The organism is Actinoplanes sp. HUAS TT8 (genome assembly GCF_051380535.1).
Taxonomy (GTDB): Bacteria; Actinomycetota; Actinomycetes; order Mycobacteriales; family Micromonosporaceae; genus Actinoplanes.
Map to the genome: position 1 here is coordinate 3,713,484 of NZ_CP195646.1, position 25,544 is coordinate 3,739,027.

Genomic DNA, 25,544 nt, shown 5'->3' on the forward strand with positions numbered 1-25,544 from the left:
TCGGTCACGGCAAAAGTTTACTTGGCCGATTCTTACACTCGACGTATGTTTTTAGTGAGAGCACCAAACGGGGGAGGACGAGCGATGACGGACGTCGTGGTGGCGGGTGCCGGGCCGGTGGGGCTGATGCTCGCCGGTGAGCTGCGGCTGGGCGGGGCCGCGGTGGTGGTCCTGGAGCGCAACACGGAGATCGACCCGACGATCAAGGCGGGCTCGGTCGCCGTGCCCGGCATCGAGGCCCTCGACCGGCGCGGCCTGACCCCGGCGCTGGCCACGGCCCGCGACGAGACGCTGGCCCGGATGGGGCTGGCCGGGAAGGCGATGCCGGCCCGGCCGAAATTCCTCGGCCACTTCGGCGCGATGATCCTCGACGCGCAGCTCCTGGACGTCTCCGATCCGGACATCGTCGGCAGCTCCCGGTACTCCGCTCTCGGCCTGATCAGCCAGCAGCAGCTGGAGGTGATCCTGGAGGAGCGCGCCCGGGAGCTCGGGGTGGACGTCCGCCGGGGCGTCACCGTGACCGGTCTCGACCAGGACGACGCCGGGGTCACGGTCACCACCGATCAGGGCCCGATCGCGGCCGCGTGGCTGGTCGGTTGCGACGGCGGGCGCAGCCTGGTGCGGAAACTCGCGGGCTTCGACTTCCCCGGCACACCACCGGAGATCACCGCCTACCAGGCCATCGCCGACATGACCGGCACCGAGGGCCTGCGGCCCTCCTGGAACATGACCGACACCGGGGCGTACGCGTTCGGCCCCTTCCCCGGGCGCATTCTCGTCGCCGAGTTCGAAGGGGCTCCGGCCGACCGCACCAGCCCGGTCACGCCGCAGGAGTTGCAGGGCGCGATCCGCCGCGTCACCGGGGTGGACGTGACGGTCACCGGCATCAGCACGGTCACCCGCTTCACCGACAACGCCCGCCAGGTCACCGACTATCGGCGGGGCCGGGTGCTGCTGGCCGGCGACGCCGCGCACGTGCACTCGCCGTTCGGCGGGCAGGGGATCAATCTCGGTCTCGGCGACGCGATGAACCTCGGCTGGAAGCTGGCCGCGACGATCCGCGGCCGGGCGCCCGAGGGGCTGCTCGACACGTATACGGCCGAGCGGCACCCGATCGGCGCCTGGGTGCTGGACTGGACCCGCGCGCAGATCGCGATCATGCGGCCGGACGCGCACTCCCGCGCCGTCCGCGCGGTGCTCGGCGAGCTGGCCGGCACCGTGGACGGCACGACGCTGCTGGCCAAACGGCTCTCCGGAGCCTGGCAGGGCTACGACCTGCCCGGCGATCATCCGCTGATCGGCCGCAGCGCCCCCGACCTGCTGCTCGACGACGGCACCCGGCTCGGTGACCACCTGCACGACGGTCGCGCGCTGCTGCTCGACCTGGCCGACGACGCCTCGCTGCGAGCCGCCGCGACCGGCTACACCGACCGCCTCACGATCCACACCGCGAAGACCTCAGAAACCGACACCACGGCGATTTTCGTACGGCCGGACGGCTACGTCGCCTGGGCCGGCGCCGACGGGTCGTCCGCACCGGACCTCGCGGCGTGGCTGGGTCAGCCGGCGTAACGCGGCTCCTGCAGGCTGCGGCGGAACTCGGCATGGGCGCTCTGGAACACCCCGTTCAGGCGTTCCAGCTCGGCCTCCGTCGGCTCCCGGCGCAGCCTCACGTCGATCTTGAAGTCGTCGTCCTCGATCGTCACGTCGAGCCGCTCCAGAAGGTCCTCGGGCAGCCGCGTGATCACGAAGTCGTGGAACGCGGCGGCGATCGTCTCCTGCATGTCCCCGCACCCGCACGTCCGGCCCTCCCGCACCGCGCCGAGGTGACTGCGCCCGACCAGGCCGTCCGGATGCGCCGGCCCGAGCAGCGGCAACCCCTCCTCCAGCACCTTCTCGGCCTCGGACAGCCGGCCCTCGTGCTGCAGGAACAGTCCGAGCGCCACCGAGGCCCGCCCCACCGTCTCGTGGTCGGCGCCCCGGCGCGCGTGCGCGACGGCCTCGTTCAGCCGCTGCTCGGCCGGGCCGCTCTGACCGGATTCGTTCAGCGCCAGCCCCCAGTTGCGCAGCACCTGGCTCTGCAACTCGGGCCGCCCGACCCGTCCGGCCCGCTGGTGCGCCGCGGCGTAGGTCCGCAGGGCGGCGTCCCCGTCCCCGGCCTCGCTCTGCGCCATGGCCAGCCCGAGCGACGCCATCACCGCCTCCTCGTGCCGCCCCTGCCGGTCGTAGGAGTCGAGCACCCGCTCGATCGCCTCCACCCGGCCGGACTGGTCACCCAGGTCGCTGCCCAGGTTGGCCAGCGCCGACAACGTGTTCAGCGTCGTCTGGTGATCCGGCCCGAGCCGCCCCTGCACGGCCTCGATCAGCGCGCCCAGCAGATCCTTGGACGCCGGGTCACCGTGGTCGAGCCGGGCCACGACCGAACCGGCCAGCTCCTCGACCACCGCGTCCGGCAGCTGGTCCAAGCCCACGAACAGCGGCTCGCCGGTCCCGCCGGCATGCACCACCGCGGCCCGCAACGCCAGTGCGGTCGCGACCCGGCCGTGCCCGTTACGCCAGAAGTTGGCCACCGCCTCCTCCACGACCTGCCGGGCCTGGGCCACGTCACCGCGCTCCAGCAGCAGGTCGGCGAGAGGTTCGAGGCCGAACGCGTAGCCGGCGTGCTCGCGGCCGTAGAACTCCAGCCGCTCCCCCGCGCCCTCCCGCAGTGACGCCTCGGCCTCGTCGAGACGCCCGGCCATCCGCAACGCCATACCGAGGTTCATCCGGTACGTCAGCTGATCCTTGTGCGTCTCGTAGTCCCTCGGCGTCATCGAGGCCGCGTGCCGGAAACACTCGATCGCCCGGTCCAGCTGGTCGGCATTGAGCAGGACGTTACCCAGATCGCACTGGGCCGAGGCCCACTGCGGGCTGCCCGGTCCGTGCTCGGCGGTGGCCGTCTGCAGCTCGCGGGCCATCAGGTTCTCGGCGTCGACCAGGCGACCCTCCCGCAGAAGCGCGAAAGCCACATCGACCGGCGTGGGTGGTGTCGTCACGACCGGTGAGTCTAGGAGCAGGCGTCCGGCGGCGGGCAGCCGGTTGGTTCCGGCCACACCAATTCTTCGGTACGGCGGCCGGTTGGTTCCGGTCACACCAATCCTTCGGTACCGCGGCCGAGTGACTGACGGCACATCCGGTGGCGGCCCGGGCACCCCGCGAAAATGTCGGAGGGGGCTCATAGCGTGTGGGCATGGCTCTCATCTACGCGTTCCGCGACGAGGCGGGGAACTGGCACGGTGATCCCGGCGGCCCGTTCCCTCCCGCTTCCACCTGTGTCTCAGGCCCCGTCTTCGCTGAGGCGACATTGACCTTCCCGTCCAGCCCGCCGGGGCCCTTCGCCGGCCAGGCGCTCGTGGTCCGCAGCGCCGGCATCGTCGAGGCGACCCCGGGCTCGATCAGGTATTTCCTGGACGACGGCACGTCCTGCTACGCGACCCGGGAGGTGGAGAAGCTGCTGTTCGGTCCCGGTGTCACCGCCGCGCGCCGGCACGAACGCTGGCCCCCGCCCGAGCCCGCGGCGACGCGGCCTGCGGGCCTCTCGTCGTATTGGGAGATCACCGACGGCGACCGGCACTACGACCTCACCGCCACCCCCGGCCCGGACGGGACGACCGTCGACATCCTCGGTGCCGATCGCGACGGCCAGGTCATCGCCCACCTTCAGGGAACCCTGCCCGCCGCTGACCTGCTCCTGGTCGCCCGCCTGCTCCGCGTGCCGACCGCCGAGTCCAACCCCCGAGACCGGCACCACGACGGTTCTTCCCGCAGCCGGGGCAACGACGGTTCTGCCCGGGGCCCGCGTCACGGTTCCGGCCGTGGCCGGCGACCCGGCCGGTGGACCGCGCAGCAGAAGGCGCTTGCCGTCCGCCGCCACCACGAGGGTGCGACGATCGAGGCCATCGCCGCCGAGGTGGGCCGCAGCCCGACGAGCGTCCAGTACAAGTTGCACTACCTCGGCCTGGTGCCGCTCCCCTTCCACGCCGGCCGCCGGAGGGTGGCATGACGGCCCCATTTCGCTTCGACCGCCGGAGCGCGGAACAAGGGACGTGGGATCGCTCTGCTGTCGCCCTGACCGTCGAAAGGCGCCGTGACGATCCGGTTCCCGGTCGCGGTGGCCGCCGGGCGGTAGCGTGACCGGCGTGGATCTCCCCTCGCACGTGGATGCGGTCGTGTTCGACTGTGACGGCCTTCTTGTCGACACCGAGACGAGTTGGACTCGCGCGGAGACGGCCCTGTTCGCCGAGCACGGGCACGGCTTCGGCCTGGAGCAGAAGCGTCTGCTGATCGGCCGGACCCTGGAGGCGGCCGGCGAGGCGATGGCCACCTACTTCGACCAGCCCGGCACCGGCCCGGCCCTCGCCGCCCACCTGGAGGATCTGGTCGCCCGCGAGCTGGCCGCCGGCGCCGACGCTTTGCCCGGCGCCCGGGATCTCGTGGTGGCGCTGCGCGGCCGGGTGCCGATCGCGGTGGCCAGCAACAGCCGGCGCGCGTTCGTCGACGCCGCCCTCACCACGGCCGGCCTGTCCGGCCTGTTCGATCACATCTTCTCGGCCGACGACGTCGACCACCCGAAACCCGCCCCGGACCTCTACCGGGCCGCGTGCGCCGGGCTGGGCGCGGCCCCGTCGAGAAGTGTCGCCTTCGAGGATTCCGGCACCGGGGTCGCGTCTGCCCGCGCCGCCGGCCTTTACGTCATCGGCGTCCCGTCCCTGCCCGGCACCACCTTGGACGTCCACCGGACCTTCGAGACTCTGGCCGCCGCCGACCTGCGCACCTGGAGTTCCCGGGTCAGCACCGGGGAGGTCCGGACCCAGCCCTGACCGGCCTCGGCGTCACAGATGTTGCATGCGCATTTCGGGAGGGTTACGTTGCCTGCATCGACGAACGTCGTTGCAACGTGCCGGTACTCCCGGAGGGCAGGTTCATGTCCATCAGCCGCCGCACCGTTCTCACCGCCGCCGCAGCCGCCACGGGCAGCCTGATCGTCCCCGGTGTCGCCGAAGCCGGCCCAGGCATCAACGCCGGAACAAAAACGGAGGTCGGCTTCCGGCTCGACGCGGTGACCATCGACGGCGGCGAGCAGGTCGTCTCGGTCACCCTGAACACCGCGAAGCTCGGCCCGATCGCCGCGAGCAGCCTCACCACCGGCACGTTCAGCATCCACGCGAAGGCCACCAGTCCGATCCCGATCGCCCCGGGCGACCAGATCTTCTCCGAGTACGACCTGGATCGCCCGGTAACCGCCGCCCGGCTGACCCGGAGCGGCGACATCGTCCTCGATCTGAGCTACGCCGAGGGCCAGTTGGGTGGCGGCACGCTCGGCTACATCGCGAGCCGGGGCCGCAACGTCCGGTTGAACCTCCAGTACACGATCACCCAGAACACCCCGCTGACCGGCAGGCACGGCCGCCCGGTCACGATCACCCGTTTCGTCCAGGGCCGCCTGGCCAACCCGGAGGTCGACGCGTTCGGCTACCACGTCTCCGGTGACGGCTTGAAGTACCGCCTCTACACCCCGAAGTCGCACGACCGGCGCCCGCTGATCGTCTGGTTGCACGGTGGCGGCGAGGGCGCGTCCCTGCCCGACGGCTACTACGACAACGAGACCACCCTGCGGGCCAACCGGGGTGCGCTGGGCTTCGCCACCCCGGAGGCCCAGCGGGTCTTCCGGGACGCATATGTCGTCGCCCCGCAGAGCACGTCGTACTGGATCGAGGACGGCGACCGTTTCGCCCCGATGATCCGCCGGGTGGTCGACGAGGTGTCCCGCCGCCACCGCGTCGACCGGAATCGTGTCTACGTGGCCGGTTGCAGCAACGGCGGGTACATGAGTCTCAAGATGACCACGGTCTACCCGAGGTTGTTCGCCGCCTCCGTTCCGATCTGCGGCGTCGTCGAGTCCCTGATCACCGACACCGAGCTGGCCGCGATCACCACTCCCACCTGGCTCGTCGCGTCCTTGGACGACGACACGGTCGACCCGCAGGCGAACACGATCCACGCCCACGACCTGATCCCGCGTTCACTGGCCACCCTCTACGACCACGTCGTGTGGGACGGCTACCAGTTCCCGGGTCACTGGTCGTGGATCTACGTGGCCCGCAACGCCCCGGCCGTCCACGGCACCCACATCTGGCAGTGGATGGCCCGCCAGGCTTGACCTCAGATCTCGACGTCCGGCCGGCCGGGCAGGGACAGCACCCCGGTCACCCCGTCCGGCAGCGTCGCGTCGACCTTGAGCTCCCCGTCCACGATCTCCCAGGACACCGTGATCTTCCCGTGCCGGGTGTCGAGCGACGTCCGGCACCAGGTCAGGCCACCCCCGGGGCGAGGAGCGACGAGGACCCGGGAGTACCCGGGTTCGAGCGGCGCGATCCCCCCGACCGTCCGGTGCATCCAGTCCGCCACCGCCCCCAACGCATAGTGGTTGAAGCTGGTCATCTCCCCCGGGTTGACCGATCCGTCCGGCAGCATCGAGTCCCACCGCTCCCAGATCGTCGTCGCCCCCATCGTCACGGGGTAGAGCCACGACGGGCATTCGCGTTCCATCAGCAGCCGGTACGCGTCGGCCAGGTGCCCGGTCCGGGTCAGAGCATCGGTGATGTACGGCGTCCCGGCGAACCCGGTCGACACCCGATACCCGCTGTCGGCCACGAGCGCCGCCAGCCGCTCCCCCGCCACCGTCTCCTGTTCGGACGTCAGCAGTCCGAAAACGATCGCCAGGGTGTAGACCGTCGCGCAGTCCGACCGGATGGTCCCGTCGCCGGCCACGTACTCGGCGCCGAACGCCGCCCGGGCCGCGTCCGCCGACTCCCGGAACTCGGCCGCGTCCGCCGTTTGCCCGAGCAACTCGGCGACCTCGGAAACGATCGTCAGCGACCGGTAGTAGGCGGCCGTCGCCACCACCCCCGGGTCGGCCTTGGCCTTGGCCGGCGCGTCCGGCGGCGCGTCCGGGTCGAGCCAGTCCCCGAACTGGAACGACCGATCCCACACACCGCCGGGCGACAGCAGCGTCCGCACCCGGCGCACGTGCGCGGTCATCGACGCATACTGATTCTCCAGGATCGCGAGCTCCCCGTACGACTGCCACAACGCCCAGGGCACCCACACCGCCGCGTCGGACCAGAACGCCGTACTGTCCGGGTCGGGAAATTCCGGCGGATGCGGCTGGAACTTGAGGATGTCCGGGATCACGAACGGCACGAGACCGTCGGCCGCCTTCTGCTCGGCGGCGAGGTCGGCCAGCCAGTCGGCCAGGAACGCGGAGACGTCGAACAGGTAGGCGGCCGAGGCCGCGAAGACGGCGATGTCACCGGTCCAGCCGAGCCGCTCGTTGCGCTGCGGGCAGTCGGTCGGCAGGTCCAGGAAGTTGCCCCGGGTGCTCCACACCACGTTGCTGTGCAGCTGGTTGAGCAGCTCGTCGGAGCTTTCGAAGGTGCCGGTCCGGCGGATCCCGGAGTGCACGACGACCGCCTCGAGACCACTGAGATCATCGATGGCGCAGCCGGTGATCTCGGCGTACCGGAAGCCATGGAACGTCATCGTGGGCTCGAAGAAGTCGGCGCCGCCACTGAGGATGTATCGGTCGGTGGCCTGGGCGTCGCGCAGTGGCCGCACGCCCAGCTCGCCGTCCTCGAGGACCTCGGCGTGCCGCACACGGATCTCCGTGCCGTCCGGCCCGGTCACCGTGAACCGCACCCAGCCGACGAGGTTCTGTCCGAAATCGATCAAGGACCGCCCGGCCGGCGACGTCCAGACCTTGGCCGGCGGCACACTCTCCTGCCGGGAGACGACCGGTCCGACGTACGGCGTGAGCAGTCCCGGATCGAAGTCGAGCGCCCGCACGGGCAGTGACCACTCCGGTTTGGCCCCGCGCCGCCGCGCGTCGATCGTCATCCCGTCGTACAGGTCGTCGCTGATGACCTCGGACCCGCCGGCCGTCCACGTCTCGGGGTCGGTGACCACGAGTTGCCGGCGCCCGTCGGCGTAGCGGATGTCGAGTTCGGCGATCACGCCGAGCCGGTCGCCGTAGAACGCGCGCCCGCCCATGAATCCGAGCCGTCCCCGGTACCAGCCGTTGCCGACCAGCACCGTGAGCACGTTCTCCGAGGTCAGGAGTTCGGTGACGTCGTGGCTGAGGTAGCGCAGCCGGTGCTCGTAGGCGGTCCACCCGGGGCTGAGCACGTCGTCGCCGACCGCCCGCCCGTTGATCCGCGCCTCATGGACGCCGAGGCTGCTGATCCGCAGCGTGGCACTCGCGATCGGCCCGTCGACGGCGATCCCGGTTCGGAACAGGGGCGCGCTGCCCAGCTCGACGGCCGGGCTGATCATCTGCGCAGTCCACTGGTGCATGTTGTGAAACCTTTCAGCCCTTGACGGAGCCGGCGACCATGCCGGACACGATCTGCCGCTGGAACACCGCGAACATGATCAACGGGGGAATCGTGACCAGCAGAATGTCCATGAACAGCAGGTTGTAGGAGTTGGTGTACTGCCCTTGGAAGTTGAACAGCGTCAATTGCACGGTCGCGTTCTCGTCCCCGGGCAGGAAGTAGAGCGGGCTGGCGAAGTCGTTCCAGATGAACACCGACTGCACGACCACGACGGTCACGATGATCGGCCGCAGCAGCGGGAAGACGACCCGGAAGAACAGGCTGAGCGGCCCGGCACCGTCGATCGTGGCCGCCTCGTCCAGCTCCCTCGGAATACCGGCGATAAAAGCCTGGAAAAGCAGGACACAAAAGGCCATCGCGTACGCGATCTCGACCAGGATCAGTCCGGGCATCGTCTTGAACAGCCCGGTTTTCTGCAGCACCCAGATGGTCGGCACCACGGCCGGCGGGATGACCAGGCCGGAGAGGATGACCAGGTTCAGCCCGCCGGTCCAGCGTGACTTGCGCCGCTGCAGGACGAAAGCCGCCATCGCGGCCACGACCACGACGACCGCGACGCTGACCACGGTCAGGATCGTCGAATTGATGAACGCGACGATCAGCAGGTAGTCCCGGGCCTCGACAACGGCCCGCAGGTTCTGCACGAACGCCCAGTGGGTCGGCCAGGAGAACTGCAGGAAAGCCGCGTCGGTCTGCGTCTTGGCCGCGGTGAGCAGGATGAACGCGAACGGGACCAGGAAGACGACCGCGAACAGGACGATCGAGAAGCCACTCAGCAGCCAGGACCGTTTGTGCGTCATCTACGCCTCCTTCCGGTTGAAGAACCAGAACAGCGGCAGCACGAGGACGATCACCAGCAGGAACAGCACGACGTTGCCGGCGGTCGACAGGCCGTAGAAGCCGGCCTGGTACTGCTTGTAGACCACCGACGCCATGACGTCCGAGGTGAAGCCCGGCCCGCCCTTGGTCATCGCCCAGATCAGATCGAACTTGCGCAGCCCGCCGATCAGCGACAGCAGGATCACCGAGACCGTGGCCGGCCTGGCCAGCGGCAGGGTGACGCGACGGAACCGCTGCCAGGGGCCGGCGCCGTCCATCTTGGCGGCCTCGAAGTACTCACCCGGGATGGACAGGATGCCGGCCATGTAGATCACCGTGGCCAGGCCGACGCCCTGCCAGACGTCGACCAGCGCGACCGACAGCAGCGCCCAGCTCGGGTCGACCAGCCAGGCCGGGCCGGTGATCCCGACCAGGTCGAGCGCCTGGTTGATGACGCCCTTGGTCGGGTGCATGAGCACCTGGAAGGTCAGGCCGACACCGATCGTGCTGACCAGCACCGGGAAGAACGCGACCGAGCGCATGAACCCGCGCCCGAGGATCGGGCCGGTCAGCAGCACGGCCAGGGCCATGCCGAGCACGACCTTGAGCCCGCAGGTCACCACCGCGTAGATCAGCGTGTGCCACAGCCCGGAGGCGAGCGCCGGTTCCTTGAAGAACTGCACATAGTTGTCGAGGCCGATGAACTCCTGGTCGAACAGGGTCCACCGGGTCAGGCTGAACCAGAACGCCATCACGGACGGGACCAGGAAGAAGACGGCGAAGATGACGCCGCCGGGGATCAGGAACCAGTAGGGGTACGTGCTCGTACGCCGGCCCCTCCCGGGTGACGACTCGCTCGTCGTCACCCGGGCCGGCTCGGTGATGGTGGACATCACCAGCCCTGGAGGCCGAGCTGCTGGGCCTGCTTCTTGACGTCCTCGTCGTAGAGCTTGGCGCCGGCGTCGGCGCCCCGGATGCCCGAACCCACCTCGACGGTGATCTGTTCGAGGGCCGGACCCTTGATCGGCGACAGGAACTCCAGTGCCGGGCTGGCCTGCCCCGCATCGACGTACGCGCTCAGGTCCTTGACCGCGGGAGCGACATCGTCCGGCAGTTTGCACGTCTTGACCGCGAACGGACCGCCGACCGGGGTCGCGCTCGCCTCCGCCGCGCAGCCGTCGGCCGAGGCCAGGAACGCCTGGAACTTCTTGGCCGCGCCGAGCTTGGCATCCTTGGTGGTCTTGGGGATGTAGATGCCGGACGGCTCCCAGAGCGTGACGCCGTTCTTGGCCGCGTCGGTGCCGGGCAGGGCGAAGAAGCCGACGTCGTTGACGTTGTCCGGAGCGGCCGTCGAGATCGCGGTCACACCGAAGGTGATCATCGGGTAGTGCCCGGCCTTGCCGGTGGCGACGGCGGCCAGTCCTTCGTTGTACTTGGCCGAGGCGTAGTCGGAGTTCCAGTAGCCGGCCTTCTTCAGCTCCTCCAGGTGCTGGAAGCCGGCCAGGGCGGCCGGCGTGGTGGCGAACTTGGCCTGGTTGTTCGTGTACTTGTCGGCGAAGCCGGAGTCGGCCGCCGCGACGTTGTGAAAGTCGGCCAGGACCAGAACCTGCGAGGTCCAGGTCTCGCTGTAGGTCTGCTCGACCGGCGCCACCCCGGCCGCCTTGAGCTTGGCGTTGTTGGCCATGAAGTCGGCCCAGGTCTTGGGCACCTGCAGGCCGAGCTTGGCGTAGAGCGGCTTGTTGTAGAAGATGCCGCCGCCGGTGATGTTCTGCCAGGGCGAGCCGTACACGTCGTTGCCGGCGGTGACGACCTGCTTGAACGTCGGGTCGAGGTCGCCGACCCAGGACTCGCCCGTGACCGGGGTCAGGTTGGCCTGCGGCGAGATGGCCTGGAAGAGCGAACCGGAGTTGTATTCGAAGACGTCGGCCATGTCGCCGGTGGCCAGCCTGGTCTTGACCAGGTTGTCACCCTCGCTGCCCTGCGGGCGGGTGTCGAGCTTGACGTGGACGTCGGTGTCCTTGGCCTCGAAGGCGGCGATGACCGCCTCGGCGACCTTCACGTTGGCGGGATCGTTGTTGGTCAGGAAGGTGATCTCGGTCTTGCCGTTCGCGTCGCTGCTCGAACCGAGCGAGCCGGCACTGCAACCGGACAGCGTGAGCACGCCGGCCAGAAGGACTGCGGCACTGAGCCTCATATGAACCTCCGGTTTCGCACGTGTTTGTAGATCGGTCTCCAAGGGAGATGGCCGTCACAGTAGACCGATCTACACGCCGGCCACAAGACTGATTCCGAAACGTTTCAAAACCCGGAGAGCGGTCTACACTCGCGGGCATGTCGATCACGAAAGGGCGATCCGTCACCATCAGTGACGTGGCCCAGACGGCCGGGGTGTCGCGGGCCGCGGTGTCCAAGGTCATCCGGAACGCGTACGGGGTCAGCCCGGCCATGCGCGAACGGGTCGAGGCCGCCATCGAAGAACTCGGCTACCGCCCCAGCGTCGCCGCCCGGGCCCTGCGCGGATCCAGCTACCGGCTCGGCCTGGAGATCCCGTACATGAGCGCCTTCATGACCCAGATCGTCGAAGGCGCCAAACGAGCCATCAGCGGAACCGCCTACCAGCTGGTCCTGGCCCCCACCGAAAGCCCCGAGTACGGAACGTTCGAGTCCCTGGCCGACGGCATCGTCGACGGGATAATCGCGGTCGCACCTCACGTGAACACCGACTGGCTGGAGGATCTCTCCACCCGCGTGCCGACCGTCATGCTCGGCCGCCACGACCGCCCGCGCAGCTACGACACCGTCGTCGGCGACGACCGCACGGGCGCCCGCATCGCCATGACACACCTGCTGGACCTGGGACATCGTCGCATCGCACACCTCACCGAGCCTGCCAACGTGACAGTCCCCGGCAGCGGCGTTCCGCACGCGATCCGCCTGGCGGTCTACCACGAGACCATGGCCGAAGCCGGTCTGACCGACCAGATCCAGATCGGCCGGCGCGACGCCGGCCCTGGCAGCGCCCAGCGCACCACCGCGGAACTCCTCGCCGGCCCGAACCCACCCACGGCCATCTTCGCCGGTCACGACGACATCGCCCTGGGCGTCCTGGCCGCGGTCGCCGAGTCCGGCCGACGCGTCGCCGTCATCGGCTACGACAACACCGACATCGCCGCCCACCCCCTGATCAACCTCACCTCGATCGACCAGGAAGGCGTGGAGATGGGCGCCCAGGCCGCGACGATGCTCCTGGAGCGTCTGCAGGGCCGCACCGAACCCCGCAACTACACGGCGACCCCCACCCTGAAGATCCGCGGCTCGACCCACCCGGCCTCCACCTGAGCGCCCAGGTCCGCGCGCGGCGAACCGCTCACCGGAACGCGATGATTGCGGAGATCCGGATGGCGGGATGATGTTCGCGTGACGTGGCAGGAATACGACCTGGCGATGATGGCGATCCAGCGGGACGACCCGGTCGCGGCGCGCGAGCATCTGCAGCGGGCCGGAGAGGACGGCCGGGCGCTGCTGGCGCTCGGGCAGCTCGCCGACAATGCCGGGAAGCCGGAGTTCTACGAGCGCGCGGCCGCGCTGGGCAACGGCGAGGCCGCCTACAACCTGGGCGCCTGGCATGCCCGGCACGACGACTACCCGGCCGCGCTGCGCTGGTACGAGCGGGCCGCCGAGCTCGGCGACAAGAGCGCCCGCCGCATGATCGGGATCATGTACGCGACCGGGCAGGGCGTGACCGTCGACAACGACGTGGCCGAGGCGCACTGGCGGGCCGCGGCCGCCGCCGGTGACACCCGCGCCCTCCACGACCTCGGAACGATGTTCGCCCACCACCGGGTGGACCTGGCCGAGGCCGCCCACTGGTACCTGGAGGCCGCCCGCGAAGGTTTCGAACCGGCGAACCGGGAGCTGGCGCTGCTCGCCCCGCGACTGTCCGAGGCCACGACGCGTACCCGGACGATGCGCGGCGTCATTCTGGCCTTCGTCCTCGGTGAGCCCGCCGAGGGAGCGCGGCTGCTGGCCGTGTCCGCGGCGCAGAACGATCCGATCGCCCAACGGTCGTACGCCTTCCTGCTGCACCACGGCACCGGCGTCGAGGAAGACCGCGAGCAGGCCGCCGCCCTGTGCCGCGCGGCCGCCGAGGCCGGCGACGCATGGGCCGCTCTCAACGTGGCATCGATTCTCGGCGACCACCCCGACGCCGTGCGCTGGCTTCGAGCCGCTGCCGAAGACGGCGTCCGCGCGGCCTATCCCGTGCTGGGCGACCGGCTCAGCGCACTGGATGAGGACGACGAGGCCCTGAGCTGGTACGTCCGCGCGGCCGAAGGAGGCCACCAGGGCGCGATGCGAGCCGCCGCCGACTGGTACCGCGACGGCTACGGCGGGCCGGTCGACCTTGTCCAGGCACTGCGCTGGTACCTGAAGCTGCTTGACGTGGGCAGCGGGGACGGCATCCATGCGGCCCACGCGATCGTGCCCCGGATGACGGTCGACGAGATCCACGAGGCCGGCCGCTACACCGAGGCCGACGTCTTCGCCCAGCGGAAGGCTCCGTAGCCGGGCAACTCGTTGCGACAACGCCGTTGCAATGACCAACCCCTTGCGCTGTACGCCTTCCGCTGCCCCCAGGCCGGCCTAAGCGGGACGGAACGACGTGTGGGGCGCCGGGGCGGCGTGTTTGATCATCAGGTGGCGGGTGACCGAGTACTCCTGGATGGCCTCCTGGCTCATGTCCTTGCCGAACCCGGATCCCTTGACCCCGCCGTGCGGTGCTTCCGAGGCGATCGGCAGGTGGTCGTTGATCCAGGTCACCCCGAAGTCCAGCTGATGCGACACCCGCAATGCCCGGGCCACGTCGTGCGACCAGATCGACGACGCGAGCCCGTACGGCGTGTCGTTGGCCAGCCGGATCGCCTCGTCCTCGTCGTCGAACGGCACCGCCACCAGCACCGGCCCGAACACCTCGCGCTGCACGACCTCGCTGGCCTGGTCCGCGTCCACGATCAGCGTCGGCGGGTAGTAGAACCCGGGCCCGTCCAGCGGCACGCCACCGGTCAGCACCGACGCCCCGGCGGCAACCGACCTGGTCACGAAGCCGTGGGTCCGTTCCCGCTGGGCGGCGGAGATCATCGGCCCGATGTCGGTCCCGTCGGCCGACGGGTCGCCGACCCGGATCTTGCCGAGCAGTTCCCGCAGCGCCGCCACCCCGTCGTCGAAGACGCTGCGGTGCAGGTAGACGCGGGTGGCGGCGGTGCAGTCCTGCCCGGTGTTGTAGGTCGCGCCCATCGCCACCCCGGCCGCCATCTCGCCCAGGTCGGCGTCCGCGAAGACCAGGGCCGGCGCTTTGCCACCGAGTTCCAGGTGCAGTCGTTTGAGTCCGGTCACCGCCCCGGCCATGACGCGCCGCCCGGTCTCGGACGAGCCGGTCAGGCTGACCATGTCGACGCCCGGGTCGGTGACCAGGGCCTCGCCGACGTCGCCGCCCCCGGTCACGACCGTGACCAGGCCTTCCGGTGCGCCTGCTTTCTCCACGAGCGCGGCCAGCAGCTGGGTGCTGCGCGGGGTCTGCGGCGCCGGCTTGATCACCACCGCGTTGCCGGCCGCGATCGCCGGTCCGATCTTCCAGATCGCCATGATCAGCGGGAAGTTCCACGGCGCGATCGCCCCGACCACGCCGATCGGCCGCCGGATCAGCATCGACGTGTAGCCGCTGGACAGCATTCCGGCGCCGGTCCCGTCCAGCGATCGCGCGCCGCCGGCGAAGAACCGCAGGTTGTCGACCGCGAACGGCAGCTCGCCGTCGGCGAACACCGGCACCGGCTTGCCGGTCTCGGCGACCTCCAGGGCGGTGAGCTCGGCCGTGTGCTCCTCGACCAGGTCGGCGAGTTTGAGCAGCACGCGGGCCCGCTCCCCGGGGGTGACGTCCTTCCACGTCAGGTAGGCGGCCCGGGCCCGCGCCACCGCCGCGGCGACGTCGGCCGGGTCGGTGTCCGCGACCTCGGCGGCTACGCCGCCATCGGCCGGATTGACGATCACGCGAGGTGACATGGGGGAGACCTTTCCCGATTACGTACGGAGTGAGAAATCAGCTGTCGAAGCCGACGCCGAAGCGGTCGAGCAGACGCAACCACGCGCCCCGCCGTCCACCGTTGGCGTCGGCGCGGATCATCTGGTGGCGGGTCAGGGCGACGACCGGCCACCGCACGGGTTCGGGTGGGAACGGGACGCCTCGCCGCCGTACCATCGCAAGCTCGGTCAGCTCGGAAGGCACATCCCGCAGCAGGTCGAGCGCGACCCGGGCCCCGAAGCGGGAGGACGCCACGCCGAGCCCGGTGTAGCCGACCGCGTAGGCGACGCGGCCGCCCATCGCGGTCCCGAAGATCGGCGTGAACCGGCTCGTCGAGTCGATCACCCCGCCCCACCGATGCGTGAACCGCACCCCTTCGAGCTGCGGGAACGTCTCGAAGAACTGCCGGGCCAGCAGTTCGTGCGTGGTGTCGCGCTGCTCGTAGGCGGGATCGACGCGCCCGCCGAAGTGGTAGACGGCGTCATACCCGCCCCACAGGATCCGCCCGTCCGCGGTCGGCCGGTAGTAGTGGAACTGGTTCCCGTTGTCGGTGACTCCTTGCCGGTCGGCCCACCCGATCGACGCCCACCGGCTCGCCGACAGCGGCTCGGTGACCAGCACGTGGTCGTAGACGGGCAGCACCCACGGCCGGATCCGCCGCAGCGGCGACGGGAACGCGTTGGTCGCGATCAGCACCTTCCCGGCCCGGACCGACCCCGATCGGGTGCGGAGAACGATCCCGCCCCCGTCCCGCCGGACCGCCACCACCGGCGACCGGTCGTAGCGCCGCACCCCGAGCCGGTCCGCGAGCCCGGCCAGCCCGGCCACGAGGGCCGCCGGGTCCACGATCCCACCCGACTCGTGGATCCGGAGCCCGCCGAGGTACGTCGGTGACCGCACATCGGCGCGAGCCGCCTCGGCGTCGAGCAGCGTCACCTTGTCCCCGATGCGCTCGTGCAGCGCCGCGAGCCCGGCCAGTTCCCCGAGGTGGTGCGGCGCCAGCGCGAACGTGGTCTTGCCGACCAGCCGCAGGTCGGCGTCGATCCCGTGGTCGGCGACGGTCCGGGCGATCTCGGCCAGGTTGCGCCGGCCGAGTTCGACGAGCCGGTCGAACTCCCCGGGCCAGCGCGCCATCCCGTGGCCGTGCCCGTGGGTGAGCGAGGCGCTGACGAACCCGCCGTTGCGCCCGGACGCCCCGTGACCGACGTGCCGCGCCTCCAGGAGCAGCACGTCGGCGTCCGGGTCGTCCTGCTTGGCCTGGATCGCCGCCCACAGCCCGGTGAACCCGCCGCCGACGATCACCAGGTCGGCGGCGGTCCCGTCCGGAACCGGCTCGGTCTCGGTGACCGGGAACCGGGAGGTCCAGTAGACCGACGGCTGCGCGTCCCGCAGAGACGCAGTGGTCACGGAAGCCGCTCGATGAGATCGGCCGCCTTGCGCAGCCCATCCCGCTCACGAATGCCGGCGCCGACCGCCGCGAGCCGTTCCCGCAGGCCGAGCGCGGTTTCGAGAGCCGCGTGGAGCTGCTCGTCGGTGAACTTGTACGTGTCGAGCCGCACCCCGAAGCCCAGCTCGTCCATCCGCTGCGCGTTGTCGTACTGGTCCCAGAACAGCGGCAGCAGCACCATCGGCTTCCCGAAGTGCAGCGCCTCGGTCGTGGTGTTGTTGCCGCCGTGCGTGATCACCAGGTCGACCAGGGGAAGGATCGACGTCTGGGGCAGGAACTCGGCCCCGTACATGTTCGGGGCGAGCTCGATCTCGTCGTGCAGCGGACCCTTGGACACGATGTAGCGGTGCGGCGTCTCCGCGAGGGTCCCGATCACCCGGCGCATCAGTGCGACGTCGGCCGACCCGAGCGATCCCAGGCTGAAATAGATCAGGGCCCCGGAGCCCGGCAGGTCGGGGACCGTGAACTTCTCGTCGGTCTCACGCACCGACGAGTCGAGCCGGTGCCAGGTCGGGTCGAGCGGCCGGCGGTCGGTGTAGTCGGCCTCCTGCGGATACACGTACAGGTTGAGCGCGCCTTCGTGGATGAATTCCAGGTCGGGCAGTTCGGGGGCGCCGGTGGAGACGACCCACTCGTTGAACGCCTCCCACATCGGGCGGTGCGTCCGATCGTATTCGGCCAGGAAGTCGTCCCACCCGGACGGATCGTCCTGCGGATACCCGGAGAACACCGGTGCGATCCCGGAGCCCTTCACTTCGAGGGGATTGCAGGAGACGATCCGCACGAACGGCACCCCGGCCGTGTTCAACGCGGGGAACGCCACCACGTTGTCCTCGACGATCACATCGGGTCGGACCCGCGCGATGATCTCCAGGAGCTGCGGCTGGCAGTACTTCGCGCCGGTGATCAGCTCCTCCCAGACCGGCTTGACCCAGGTCTCCAGCTGGTCGATCGTCGGCTTGCGGAACTCCGGCGCGGTGTCGCGGATGAAGTCCTTCCAGAACTGTCCCGCGTCCTGATCCCCCTCGGCCGGTGGCGCGAGGTCGACCAGGTCCTCCTCGAAGCCGAGCGCGGTCAGCTTGCCCTTCCAGGACGCCTCGGCCGCGAAGACGACACGATGCCCCCGCTGCCGCAGGATGTCCCCGATCCCGATGCAGTTGTTCGTCGGCCCGTAGGCGCTCTCGGGCATGAAGAGTATGGTCAGCGCGCGTTCGGGCATGGACCCTCCACCTGACTGGCTATTTGAACTGAGATTCAAATATGGTGGGGCTCACCCGTCAAGAGCGGAAGACAGAACGATGACGACTTCTCGCAAGCGCCGGGCCGACCGGCAGCAGGACCTGATCGAGGCGGCCCGCCGCGCGATGGTCCGGCACGGCACCGACGGCGTGCAGGTCAAGCAGGTCGCGGCCGAGGCCGGGCTGACCTCCGGCGCCGTCCTCTACCACTACGCCGACCTGCGTGACCTGCTGCTCGACGCGCATCACGCCGGCATGGAACGCTTCTACGAGCAGCGGGTACGCCGCCTGGCCGAGGTCGCCGACCCGGTCGAGAAACTGCTGGTCACGATCAAGTCCGGCCTGCCCGGCGGGCCCGATGACACCGACGTGCGGCTGCTCTGCGAACTCGGCGGCGCGGCCGGCCGCAACCGCGTCTACGCCGCGCTGCTCACCACGCTCTTCGACCGCCAGGTCTCGATGTACCAGACGATCCTGGAGTCGGGTGTGGCCCAGGGCGTCTTCACGCTCACCGACACGGCGATCACCATCGGACGCAACCTGGTGGCTCTCGAGGACGCCTACGGCTACCGGATCGTCGCCCGGCACCCCACGATCGGCGTCGCCGAGGCCGAGGAGCTGATCCTGAGCTACGCCCGCGGCGTCACCGGCAACCCCCTGCGGGGCCGATCGTGACCGCCACCACCGGGTCGGCCGGCCTGGTCCGGGTCCTCGCCTCCGGCGCGGCCGTCCCGCCGCCCGACGAGCTGCGCATCTTCCCCGGGCCGCCGCTCGCGCTGCCCGGGTCCCTGACCGAGCGCGCGATCACCGTCGACCAGACCCACCGCTCGGTCGTCGTCGGCGAGCACGTCGTGGTCAAATGGCTGTCCCCGCCGCTGCCCGCACCCCAGCGCGCCCCCGAACTCCTCGAACACCTGGCCGAGGTCGGTTTCGCCCGCACGCCTCGCCCGTACGCGGCCCTCTACCGCGGCACCGACCTGCGCGCGCTCGTCACCGGCTTCCTGCCCGGCGCGCTGGACGGCTGGGAGTGGGCCACGAACGACCTGCTGGCCGAGCTGGACGGCGGACCGCCGGCCGCCATCGGCACGCCGCTCGGAGCGCTGGCCGGCGAGTTGCACGTCGCCCTGGCCACCCCGTCGTCGGTGCTGCCCACCCCGGTCGCGACGTCCGGCACGGCCGGCTGGATGGATCAGGGCCGGCGGGCGTTCGATCAGGCGCTGGACCTGGTCGACGGTGAGGACGGCTCGTGGCTGGCCGCCCGGGCCGGCCGGATCCGGGCCGACCTGACCCTGCCGCCGGGCCCCACCGCGGTCCAACGATTGCACGGTGACCTGCACGTCGGGCAGATCCTGCGGTGGGACGACGGCTACGCGGTGATCGACTTCGACGGCAACCCGGCCGCCCCGCAGGATCTCCTCGAACCGGCCGCCCGCGACGTCGCCCAGTTGCTGACCAGCATTGAACACGTGGCGGCGATCGCCAACAAGCAGACCGGGCACGCGTACGGCGTGGCCGTGCGGGAGTGGATCACCCGGGAGCGGGCGGCGCTGCTGGCCGCGTACCGTCCGCCCGCCGGCGCGCTCCTCGACGACGCCCTGCTGCTCGGATTCGAGACCGCCCAGGAGTGTCGCGAGCTGCTGTACGCGGCCCGGTTCCTGCCGCGCTGGCGCTACGCCCCGATGGAAGTCCTGCGCCGCCGCTACCCACTCGCCGACTGAGGAGACCTCGTGGACCCGTCGCTGTTCCTGCGCGACCTGGAGCAGAAGCCGTCGGCGCTGCTCGACCTGGCCGGCTCGCTGGACGCGGCCGACCCGTTCGCCCCGCTGACGCCGTACCCAAGACGGGTTTTGATCTTGGGAATGGGCAGTTCAAGGTATGCGGCGCGGGTGGCCGCACTGCGGCTGCGGACCGTCGGCGTCGACGCCTGGGCGGAGTACGCGTCGGTCGCGGCCTCGCTGCCGCCACAACCGGACACACTGGTCGTGGCGATCTCGGCCAGTGGCGGGAGCCGCGAGACCGTCGAGGCGACCGCGCGCTACCGTGGAATCGCGCCGATCGTCGCGCTGACCAACGTCGCCGGAGTACCCCCGATAGCCGAGGATGCCCTGCTCACCGTCCCGATGCGGGCCGGCGTGGAGGAGGGCGGGGTGGCGTGCCGGAGCTTCACGCACACGCTGGCGCTGCTGCTGACACTGACCTCACGACTGACCGGCATCGACGGATCAAAAACGGTCGCCGAGCTGTGTCGCCGGGCCGCCGAGGCGACCGCTCACCTGCTCGATCATCGGGATTCCTGGCTGCCGATGGCCCACGAGATCCTGGACGGGCCGGACGGCGTCCACACGATCGCCCCGGCCGAGCGGATCTCGTCGGCCGAGCAGTCCGCGCTGATGGTCCGCGAGGGCCCACGCCGACGGGCCGACGCCACCGAGACCGGCGACTGGGCGCACGTCGACGTCTACCTGACCAAGACCCTCGATTATCGTGCGCTGCTCTTCCCCGGTTCCGGCTATGACGAGCAGGCCATGGAGTGGATCCGGCAGCGCGGCTCCCGGGTGCTGTCGGTGGGTGCTCCGATCGACGGCGCGGCCGGCGTCATCCGCTACCCGCACGACGACGACCCGGACGTCCGTCTCCTCACCGAAACCCTGATCGCCGAACTCCTCGCCGCCACCTGGTGGGCCGCGGCATAGCCCGGACACCGTGGCCGCTATCCGGGCGAACGCCGAGGGCCCGCGGCGGCGTGGCGGCGGCGATCGACGTGGTCGAGCACTGCCGCGACGCACTCGCCCAGCGGGCGGGCCGTGTCGACGAACAGGGCGTCCGGCCAGGGTGGGAACGCGGCGAGGCGGGCGCTCGCGTTCGGCCAGTCGCCGGCGTCGGCCCAGCCGGGGATGCCGCGGACCCGGGTCTCCACCCGCTCGCGGTGCAGGTCCGCGTCCACACACCGGCAGACCACCGGGACGAACGCCGCACCGGCCGCCGACGCCAGACTCGCCCAGCGCGTTCGCAAGGCCGGGTCCTCGCTGGTGGTGTCCAGGATCGCCGGGCGGCCGGCCGACAGCTCCCGGTAGGCCAGCGTGGTCAGCAGCTCACCGCCCATCTCCATCAGGTCGCCGCGGTGCCGCATCCCGAACGGGGTGAGCGCGCCGAGCAGCCAGTCGAGGGCGAAGACGGGGACGCCGAGCGCGGCCCCGACCCGCTCGGAGACGGCGCTCTTGCCGCTGCCGGGCACACCACCGAACACGATCAGCGCCGCGTCTGGGCCGGACGGGATCGGCACGCCGGTGAAGTCGGCCGGGAGGCCGGGTGTGAGGTAGTCCGGGACCCAGCTCTGCGTGTGCGTCAGGGTGATCCGGTGCGGCGCCTCGGCGGAAACCTCCACGTGCGACACGAACAGCTCGTCGTCGCGGGTGCGGAAGCGGGCGGTGGCCGACAGCCCGTCGGTGTCGACGCCGACGACGCGGATCGGGGCGAACCTGGCCGCCCGCGTGTCCGTCACGTCGCGAAAATAAGGCCAGCCGCCGACCCGAGCAGCAAACGTGGGATCAAGAAAGTCGTCGACATCCGCGGGCCACCGGCCGTCGAGGCCCGCGAGCAACCAGCGCAACCGGGTCAACGCCGGGGTCTCGGCCAACAGATCGTCCATGCGTCGATTCTCGACGGAGGCCGGCGTGACATGCACTCCCCCGGGTTACGCGGAGCGCGTATAAGCCTCCCGGGCGGCGACCAGGTCGTCCATGTGGTCCGTGCACCAGGAGCGGGCCGCGTCGACGAGCGTGAGCAGGCTGCGGCCGAGCGGGGTCAGCGAGTACTCGACGCGGGGCGGATTCTCGTCGTACGCGAATCGGTTGATCAGTCCGTCGCGTTCCATGGAACGCAGCGTCTCGGACAGGACTTTCGGGGTGACCCGGCGCAACGGGACCCGCAGCTCGGTGAAGCGGCGCGGCCCGTCTTCGAGGCAGAGGACGACCATGGCGGTCCACTTGTCGCCGATCTGGAACGGCATGACCGTGGTCGGGCAGGCGGGGTCGAACATGTCGGGCTTCAGACCGGCACTCATGCGGCGAGCCTATCGCCGAGCCGCCAGGACTGAGAAACACCAGGTCAGAGCCGGTTCCGTTGCGGTAACCGGGGGTGGGCGGCCTAGCGTCCTGGCTCATGAGCAGCATCGTCATCTTCGGCGCGGGTGGACGCGCCGGCCGGGCCATCCGGACCGAGGCCCTGAGCCGCGGGCATGAGGTCGTCGCCGTCCTTCGCGATCCACAACGGCATCCCGACATCGACAACGCCGTCCGCGGCGACATCACCGACCCCGACAGCGTGGCCGCGATCGTCGCCGGGCACGACGCCGCGGTCAACGCGGTCAGCCCGGCCTCCGGGCCGGAGGATCTCGCGAAACTGGCCCTCGACCCGGACTTCTTCGTCAAGGCGGTCGACGCCCTGGTCGCCTCGAAGGTGGACCGGATCGTGGCGATCGGCCTGGTCAGCAACCTGGACGGCGCGGACGAGCTGCCGGAGCAGTTCCGCGCGTTCGCTCAGGCGCACGCGGCCGGGGTGCAACGGCTGAAAGCCTCCGACGCCGACTGGGTGATGCTGACCCCGCCGATGCAACTGTCGGTGGAAGCGGCACGGCTGGGTCGCTACGAGACGGGCGGGGAGGCGTTCGTGGACGGGCACCTGTCGTACGCGGATCTGGCCGTCGCCGTGGTCGACGAGATCGAGAAACCGACCCTGCACGGCCGGCGCGCGACCGTCTTCAACGTGGACTGATCGTCGTCCGCCCGCCCGGTGACCCGTAGAGCCACAGGGTGCCGGGCGGCGGCGCGGCCAGGGTGCCCCGCAACAGTTCGCCCAGGGCCTGGCCGAGCTCGGCGATCGGCCCCACGTCGTACGCATGATCGCCGCGGAAGACGAGGTGCCAGTCGTCGGCCTGGCCGGGCGTGCGGGGCGGCCGGTCCCGCAGCCGGGCCGCGGTCTCCTCGAACAGCTCGGCCAGATCCTCACGGTCGTCGGGGGCGAGCCCGAGCGCCACGTCGAAGAACAGGTCGCTGAACATGGCCTGGGTGCGCAGCTCCTCGACGCGGGCATCCCACCAGCCCGGCCGATGCTCGGGCGGGATGCCCTCGACATCGCGCAGAAGCTGGCCGAGCAGAATCGACAGGGCGCCGTCGTACGCCCAGATCTCGCGGACCGGGTCCGGAAGATCCGGCGGCGGTCCCCCATAGCAGCCGATCGACCTGGTTTTGCTCACCGATCCATGGTCGCGTATTCCCGCTCAGGGCACGAGGATCAACCGGATCGGATTACCTTCCTTCTGGTCGAGCTGCCGCACCGCCTCGGCCGCCTGGGCCAGGGGCAGGATCCCGCTGACCGAGCGGGAGAACTCGATGCGGTTCAGCGCGACCAGGGACAACAGCTCCAGGACGCTCTCCGGGCCGGAGCCGTAATGCCCGCGGACCTGCTGCTCCAGGTAGCTGAACCGGGTGCCGTCGGGAATGGTGAGCGGCTGGTCGGTGAGCCCGACCAGGATCAGTTTGCCCCACCGGGCCAGACTGCGAGAAGCCTGCACACGTACGGCCGGGACGCCGGCGAAGTCGAACGCGAACGCCAGCCCGGTGCCGCCGGTGGCCTCCCCGATCAGGCTTGCGAACTCCGGGTCGGCCGGGTCGAGGGCCAGGTCGGCGCCGAACTGCAGGGCGCGCTCGCGGGCACCGGGCAGCGGGTCGACCGCGACGATCGGGGCGGCGCCGACCATCCGGAGCAGCTGCACGGCGTGCGCGCCGAGCCCGCCGACACCCCACACGCCGACGGCGCGGGCCGGTTGCACGCCGGCGGTTCCGGTGATCGCCGCCCACGGGGTGGAGACGGCGTCCGGGATGAAACAGGCCTGCTCGAACGAGAGCGTGTCGGGCAGCGGGACCACGGTGCCGGCGCTGGAGACCGCGTACTGGGCCCAGCCGCCGTCGTAGTCGACGCCGCGGGTCAGCACGGTGCCGTTGCTGATCTCGCCGGCCTGCAGCAGCACCCGCTCGCCGATGGTCAGCCCGGTGACGCCCGCGCCGACCTCGTCGATCACCCCGGCCGTCTCGTGGCCGAGCGTGACCGTGTCACCGGCCAGGTAGAGCGGCTTGAGCATGCCCTGGATCAGGTGCACGTCGGAGAGGCACACCCCGGCCGCCCGCACCGCGATCCGGACCTGGCCGGGCCCGGCGTGCGGCTCGTCCACCTCCTCGACGGCGAACTTCCCGGTGGACACGTTCAGACGGCCAGCCAGCATTTCCGATTCCTCCGACTTTCGACATTCCTTGATCAAATGCGTACCACGAATCCGGTCTGTCCGTGTCAGGGACGTGCCAGCGCGATGCCAGTCGGATCGGTCACTCTGCGGCCATGGATGCGATGAGCGGGAGCGTCACCTCCGAGGACGGAACAACAATCACCTTCATCGAGTACGGCGTGGGCCCGGGCCTGGTGATCGTCCCCGGCAACAATCGGCGGGCCCACCACTACACCCAGCTGGCCGAACTGCTCGCCGGCAGCTACCGGGTGACCGTCATCGACCGGCGCGGCCGGGGCCGCAGCGGGCCGCAGGGACCGGACTACGGCATCGACCGGGAAGCCGAGGACGTGGCCGCGGTGATGGCCGCCCGCGGCGCGACCTGGCTGTTCGGGCACAGCTACGGCGGGCTGATCGGGCTGCACGCGGCGCTGCTCCGGCCGCCGGTCGCGCTCGCCGTCTTCGACCCGGGCGTCAGCATCGACGGATCGTTCCCGGCGGCCTGGCTGCCCCGGTTCACCGAACTGCTCGACCGGGGACGCCACCACGCGGCGATGGCCACGTTCCTGCGCGACACCCGGCTGTCGCCGCTCGGGAACGCGCCCGGGCTCGCGTTCCGGCTGCTGGCGTTCCTGCTGCTGCACGGCTCGGACGGGCCGGACACCAGGGCGATGATGGCGACCACGCCCCGCGAGATCGGCGAGGTGGTGCGTCTCGACTCGGACGGGTCCCGCTACGCGGCGATCACCTGCCCCACCCTGCTGCTGGGCGGGAGTCAGACTCCGCCGTACCTCCAGATCGTTCTTCCGAGGCTCGCACAGATCATTCCGGACGCCCGGTTCGAGATCATCGACGGTCTCGACCACAACGCGCCCGACCTGAACGCGCCAGAGGCGATCGCCGGGCGGCTGGCCGGTTTCATGCGGCGCACCTCAGCCGAGTCCCCGCACTGATCACTTCCGGAAGCGGTCGTAGAGCAGGCACAGCGCGCCGCTGCGGCCGCTCACCGAGTTCGCCCGGCACGCGACCGCCGCCGACGAGGTGCTGGCCGAGATCGCCGTCCTGCGCCCGCGCCACGCGGCCGAGCGGGGTGACGGGGCGATGTGGCGGTCGTCGGCGATGAGGAGTCGGTGGCTCTTCACCTGGGGCGATTGACGGAGGCGGGGGTCACCGAGTTCGTCGGGGCACCGTTCGGAACGGTCGCCGAGCGAGATCGGACGACGGCACTTCTCCGCGAACTCGATCGGGCTTGATC

The 25,544-nt window shown here is 70.6% G+C and carries 24 protein-coding genes; 11 read left to right on the forward strand and 13 right to left on the reverse strand.

Going from position 1 to position 25,544, the window contains the following annotated elements; all coding sequences use genetic code 11:
* Positions 1-84 precede the first annotated feature (84 nt).
* Positions 85-1,572 carry an FAD-dependent oxidoreductase gene (locus ACSHV8_RS16870; protein ID WP_436534101.1) on the forward strand — a complete coding sequence of 496 codons (1,488 nt, stop codon included), beginning with the start codon at positions 85-87 and terminating at the stop codon, positions 1,570-1,572.
* On the opposite strand, the gene ACSHV8_RS16875 is transcribed toward ACSHV8_RS16870, so the two are convergent.
* Positions 1,560-3,035: a tetratricopeptide repeat protein gene (locus ACSHV8_RS16875; RefSeq protein ID WP_436534103.1), complete on the reverse strand. Its 1,476-nt coding sequence runs from the start codon at positions 3,033-3,035 to the stop codon at positions 1,560-1,562. The genes ACSHV8_RS16870 and ACSHV8_RS16875 overlap by 13 nt on opposite strands.
* 194 nt (positions 3,036-3,229) lie before the next feature.
* On the opposite strand from ACSHV8_RS16875, the gene ACSHV8_RS16880 reads away from it, so the two are divergent.
* From ACSHV8_RS16880 to ACSHV8_RS16890, 3 genes are all read left to right on the forward strand, one after another.
* Positions 3,230-4,042: a helix-turn-helix domain-containing protein gene (locus ACSHV8_RS16880; RefSeq protein ID WP_436534105.1), complete on the forward strand. Its 813-nt coding sequence runs from the start codon at positions 3,230-3,232 to the stop codon at positions 4,040-4,042.
* A 136-nt stretch (positions 4,043-4,178) separates the two neighbouring features.
* Positions 4,179-4,859, forward strand: coding sequence for an HAD family hydrolase (locus ACSHV8_RS16885; RefSeq protein WP_436534107.1), 681 nt, complete (start codon positions 4,179-4,181; stop codon positions 4,857-4,859).
* A 104-nt stretch (positions 4,860-4,963) separates the two neighbouring features.
* The gene (locus tag ACSHV8_RS16890; RefSeq protein WP_436534109.1) at positions 4,964-6,199 is read left to right on the forward strand and encodes a prolyl oligopeptidase family serine peptidase; all 1,236 of its coding nucleotides are present in this window, start codon (positions 4,964-4,966) and stop codon (positions 6,197-6,199) included.
* A 2-nt stretch (positions 6,200-6,201) separates the two neighbouring features.
* Here the strand turns inward: ACSHV8_RS16890 and ACSHV8_RS16895 are convergent, their stop codons facing one another.
* Genes ACSHV8_RS16895 through ACSHV8_RS16910 form a run of 4 tightly spaced genes read right to left on the reverse strand, consistent with a single transcriptional unit; the run spans position 6,202 to position 11,445 of the window.
* Positions 6,202-8,391 (reverse strand): family 78 glycoside hydrolase catalytic domain, encoded by a 2,190-nt coding sequence (locus tag ACSHV8_RS16895; protein WP_436534111.1) that lies wholly within the window; start codon positions 8,389-8,391, stop codon positions 6,202-6,204.
* Between the two features lie 13 nt (positions 8,392-8,404).
* Positions 8,405-9,232, reverse strand: a complete 828-nt coding sequence (locus ACSHV8_RS16900; protein WP_436534113.1) for a carbohydrate ABC transporter permease — start codon at positions 9,230-9,232, stop codon at positions 8,405-8,407.
* The gene (locus ACSHV8_RS16905) at positions 9,233-10,144 is read right to left on the reverse strand and encodes a carbohydrate ABC transporter permease (protein WP_436534115.1); all 912 of its coding nucleotides are present in this window, start codon (positions 10,142-10,144) and stop codon (positions 9,233-9,235) included.
* Positions 10,144-11,445 carry an ABC transporter substrate-binding protein gene (locus tag ACSHV8_RS16910; protein ID WP_436534116.1) on the reverse strand — a complete coding sequence of 434 codons (1,302 nt, stop codon included), beginning with the start codon at positions 11,443-11,445 and terminating at the stop codon, positions 10,144-10,146. The genes ACSHV8_RS16905 and ACSHV8_RS16910 overlap by 1 nt, the downstream gene beginning before the upstream one ends.
* A 137-nt stretch (positions 11,446-11,582) precedes the next feature.
* On the opposite strand from ACSHV8_RS16910, the gene ACSHV8_RS16915 reads away from it, so the two are divergent.
* Together ACSHV8_RS16915 and ACSHV8_RS16920 are read left to right on the forward strand one after the other, a co-directional pair.
* Complete coding sequence (locus ACSHV8_RS16915) at positions 11,583-12,590, forward strand: LacI family DNA-binding transcriptional regulator (RefSeq protein ID WP_436534118.1); 1,008 nt, start codon at positions 11,583-11,585, stop codon at positions 12,588-12,590.
* 78 nt (positions 12,591-12,668) lie between these two features.
* A complete protein-coding gene (locus ACSHV8_RS16920) occupies positions 12,669-13,814 on the forward strand; it encodes a tetratricopeptide repeat protein (RefSeq protein ID WP_436534120.1) in 1,146 nt (381 codons plus the stop codon).
* Between the two features lie 78 nt (positions 13,815-13,892).
* Here the strand turns inward: ACSHV8_RS16920 and ACSHV8_RS16925 are convergent, their stop codons facing one another.
* Genes ACSHV8_RS16925 through ACSHV8_RS16935 form a run of 3 tightly spaced genes read right to left on the reverse strand, consistent with a single transcriptional unit; the run spans position 13,893 to position 17,990 of the window.
* Positions 13,893-15,305 (reverse strand): aldehyde dehydrogenase family protein, encoded by a 1,413-nt coding sequence (locus ACSHV8_RS16925; protein WP_436534121.1) that lies wholly within the window; start codon positions 15,303-15,305, stop codon positions 13,893-13,895.
* Positions 15,306-15,342: 37 nt separating this feature from the next.
* A complete protein-coding gene (locus ACSHV8_RS16930) occupies positions 15,343-16,731 on the reverse strand; it encodes an NAD(P)/FAD-dependent oxidoreductase (protein WP_436534123.1) in 1,389 nt (462 codons plus the stop codon).
* Positions 16,728-17,990, reverse strand: coding sequence for a glycosyltransferase (locus ACSHV8_RS16935; RefSeq protein ID WP_436534125.1), 1,263 nt, complete (start codon positions 17,988-17,990; stop codon positions 16,728-16,730). The genes ACSHV8_RS16930 and ACSHV8_RS16935 overlap by 4 nt, the downstream gene beginning before the upstream one ends.
* A 79-nt stretch (positions 17,991-18,069) precedes the next feature.
* Between ACSHV8_RS16935 and ACSHV8_RS16940 the strand changes: the two genes are divergently transcribed.
* Genes ACSHV8_RS16940 through ACSHV8_RS16950 form a run of 3 tightly spaced genes read left to right on the forward strand, consistent with a single transcriptional unit; the run spans position 18,070 to position 20,702 of the window.
* Positions 18,070-18,684, forward strand: a complete 615-nt coding sequence (locus ACSHV8_RS16940) for a TetR/AcrR family transcriptional regulator (protein ID WP_436534127.1) — start codon at positions 18,070-18,072, stop codon at positions 18,682-18,684.
* On the forward strand, positions 18,681-19,727 hold the full coding sequence (locus ACSHV8_RS16945) for a hypothetical protein (RefSeq protein WP_436534129.1): 1,047 nt from the start codon (positions 18,681-18,683) through the stop codon (positions 19,725-19,727). The genes ACSHV8_RS16940 and ACSHV8_RS16945 overlap by 4 nt, the downstream gene beginning before the upstream one ends.
* A gap of 9 nt (positions 19,728-19,736) precedes the next feature.
* Positions 19,737-20,702, forward strand: coding sequence for an SIS domain-containing protein (locus ACSHV8_RS16950; RefSeq protein ID WP_436534130.1), 966 nt, complete (start codon positions 19,737-19,739; stop codon positions 20,700-20,702).
* 17 nt (positions 20,703-20,719) lie between these two features.
* Here ACSHV8_RS16950 and ACSHV8_RS16955 read toward each other — a convergent pair whose 3' ends face one another.
* Together ACSHV8_RS16955 and ACSHV8_RS16960 are read right to left on the reverse strand one after the other, a co-directional pair.
* Positions 20,720-21,658 carry an AAA family ATPase gene (locus ACSHV8_RS16955; RefSeq protein WP_436534132.1) on the reverse strand — a complete coding sequence of 313 codons (939 nt, stop codon included), beginning with the start codon at positions 21,656-21,658 and terminating at the stop codon, positions 20,720-20,722.
* A gap of 45 nt (positions 21,659-21,703) precedes the next feature.
* Positions 21,704-22,072, reverse strand: coding sequence for a winged helix-turn-helix transcriptional regulator (locus ACSHV8_RS16960; protein ID WP_436534134.1), 369 nt, complete (start codon positions 22,070-22,072; stop codon positions 21,704-21,706).
* A gap of 98 nt (positions 22,073-22,170) precedes the next feature.
* On the opposite strand from ACSHV8_RS16960, the gene ACSHV8_RS16965 reads away from it, so the two are divergent.
* On the forward strand, positions 22,171-22,782 hold the full coding sequence (locus ACSHV8_RS16965) for an NAD(P)-dependent oxidoreductase (RefSeq protein ID WP_436534136.1): 612 nt from the start codon (positions 22,171-22,173) through the stop codon (positions 22,780-22,782).
* On the opposite strand, the gene ACSHV8_RS16970 is transcribed toward ACSHV8_RS16965, so the two are convergent.
* Positions 22,769-23,263, reverse strand: a complete 495-nt coding sequence (locus ACSHV8_RS16970; protein ID WP_436534138.1) for a hypothetical protein — start codon at positions 23,261-23,263, stop codon at positions 22,769-22,771. The genes ACSHV8_RS16965 and ACSHV8_RS16970 overlap by 14 nt on opposite strands.
* A 24-nt stretch (positions 23,264-23,287) precedes the next feature.
* On the reverse strand, positions 23,288-24,289 hold the full coding sequence (locus ACSHV8_RS16975) for an alcohol dehydrogenase catalytic domain-containing protein (RefSeq protein WP_436534140.1): 1,002 nt from the start codon (positions 24,287-24,289) through the stop codon (positions 23,288-23,290).
* Positions 24,290-24,402: 113 nt separating this feature from the next.
* Between ACSHV8_RS16975 and ACSHV8_RS16980 the strand changes: the two genes are divergently transcribed.
* Positions 24,403-25,242, forward strand: coding sequence for an alpha/beta fold hydrolase (locus ACSHV8_RS16980; protein ID WP_436534142.1), 840 nt, complete (start codon positions 24,403-24,405; stop codon positions 25,240-25,242).
* Here ACSHV8_RS16980 and ACSHV8_RS16985 read toward each other — a convergent pair whose 3' ends face one another.
* The gene (locus tag ACSHV8_RS16985; protein WP_436534144.1) at positions 25,243-25,431 is read right to left on the reverse strand and encodes a hypothetical protein; all 189 of its coding nucleotides are present in this window, start codon (positions 25,429-25,431) and stop codon (positions 25,243-25,245) included.
* Positions 25,432-25,544 lie beyond the last annotated feature (113 nt).

What these genes read in the sequence shown, in the direction of transcription:
- ACSHV8_RS16870 (WP_436534101.1), top strand. Translation starts at nt 85, where the DNA reads ATGACGGACGTCGTGGTGGCGGGTGCCGGGCCGGTGGGGCTGATGCTC.
- ACSHV8_RS16880 (WP_436534105.1), top strand. Translation starts at nt 3,230, where the DNA reads ATGGCTCTCATCTACGCGTTCCGCGACGAGGCGGGGAACTGGCACGGT.
- ACSHV8_RS16890 (WP_436534109.1), top strand. Translation starts at nt 4,964, where the DNA reads ATGTCCATCAGCCGCCGCACCGTTCTCACCGCCGCCGCAGCCGCCACG.
- ACSHV8_RS16895 (WP_436534111.1), bottom strand. Translation starts at nt 8,391, where the DNA reads ATGCACCAGTGGACTGCGCAGATGATCAGCCCGGCCGTCGAGCTGGGC.
- ACSHV8_RS16900 (WP_436534113.1), bottom strand. Translation starts at nt 9,232, where the DNA reads ATGACGCACAAACGGTCCTGGCTGCTGAGTGGCTTCTCGATCGTCCTG.
- ACSHV8_RS16905 (WP_436534115.1), bottom strand. Translation starts at nt 10,144, where the DNA reads ATGTCCACCATCACCGAGCCGGCCCGGGTGACGACGAGCGAGTCGTCA.
- ACSHV8_RS16910 (WP_436534116.1), bottom strand. Translation starts at nt 11,445, where the DNA reads ATGAGGCTCAGTGCCGCAGTCCTTCTGGCCGGCGTGCTCACGCTGTCC.
- ACSHV8_RS16915 (WP_436534118.1), top strand. Translation starts at nt 11,583, where the DNA reads ATGTCGATCACGAAAGGGCGATCCGTCACCATCAGTGACGTGGCCCAG.
- ACSHV8_RS16925 (WP_436534121.1), bottom strand. Translation starts at nt 15,305, where the DNA reads ATGTCACCTCGCGTGATCGTCAATCCGGCCGATGGCGGCGTAGCCGCC.
- ACSHV8_RS16935 (WP_436534125.1), bottom strand. Translation starts at nt 17,990, where the DNA reads ATGCCCGAACGCGCGCTGACCATACTCTTCATGCCCGAGAGCGCCTAC.
- ACSHV8_RS16940 (WP_436534127.1), top strand. Translation starts at nt 18,070, where the DNA reads ATGACGACTTCTCGCAAGCGCCGGGCCGACCGGCAGCAGGACCTGATC.
- ACSHV8_RS16955 (WP_436534132.1), bottom strand. Translation starts at nt 21,658, where the DNA reads ATGGACGATCTGTTGGCCGAGACCCCGGCGTTGACCCGGTTGCGCTGG.
- ACSHV8_RS16960 (WP_436534134.1), bottom strand. Translation starts at nt 22,072, where the DNA reads ATGAGTGCCGGTCTGAAGCCCGACATGTTCGACCCCGCCTGCCCGACC.
- ACSHV8_RS16965 (WP_436534136.1), top strand. Translation starts at nt 22,171, where the DNA reads ATGAGCAGCATCGTCATCTTCGGCGCGGGTGGACGCGCCGGCCGGGCC.
- ACSHV8_RS16975 (WP_436534140.1), bottom strand. Translation starts at nt 24,289, where the DNA reads ATGCTGGCTGGCCGTCTGAACGTGTCCACCGGGAAGTTCGCCGTCGAG.
- ACSHV8_RS16980 (WP_436534142.1), top strand. Translation starts at nt 24,403, where the DNA reads ATGGATGCGATGAGCGGGAGCGTCACCTCCGAGGACGGAACAACAATC.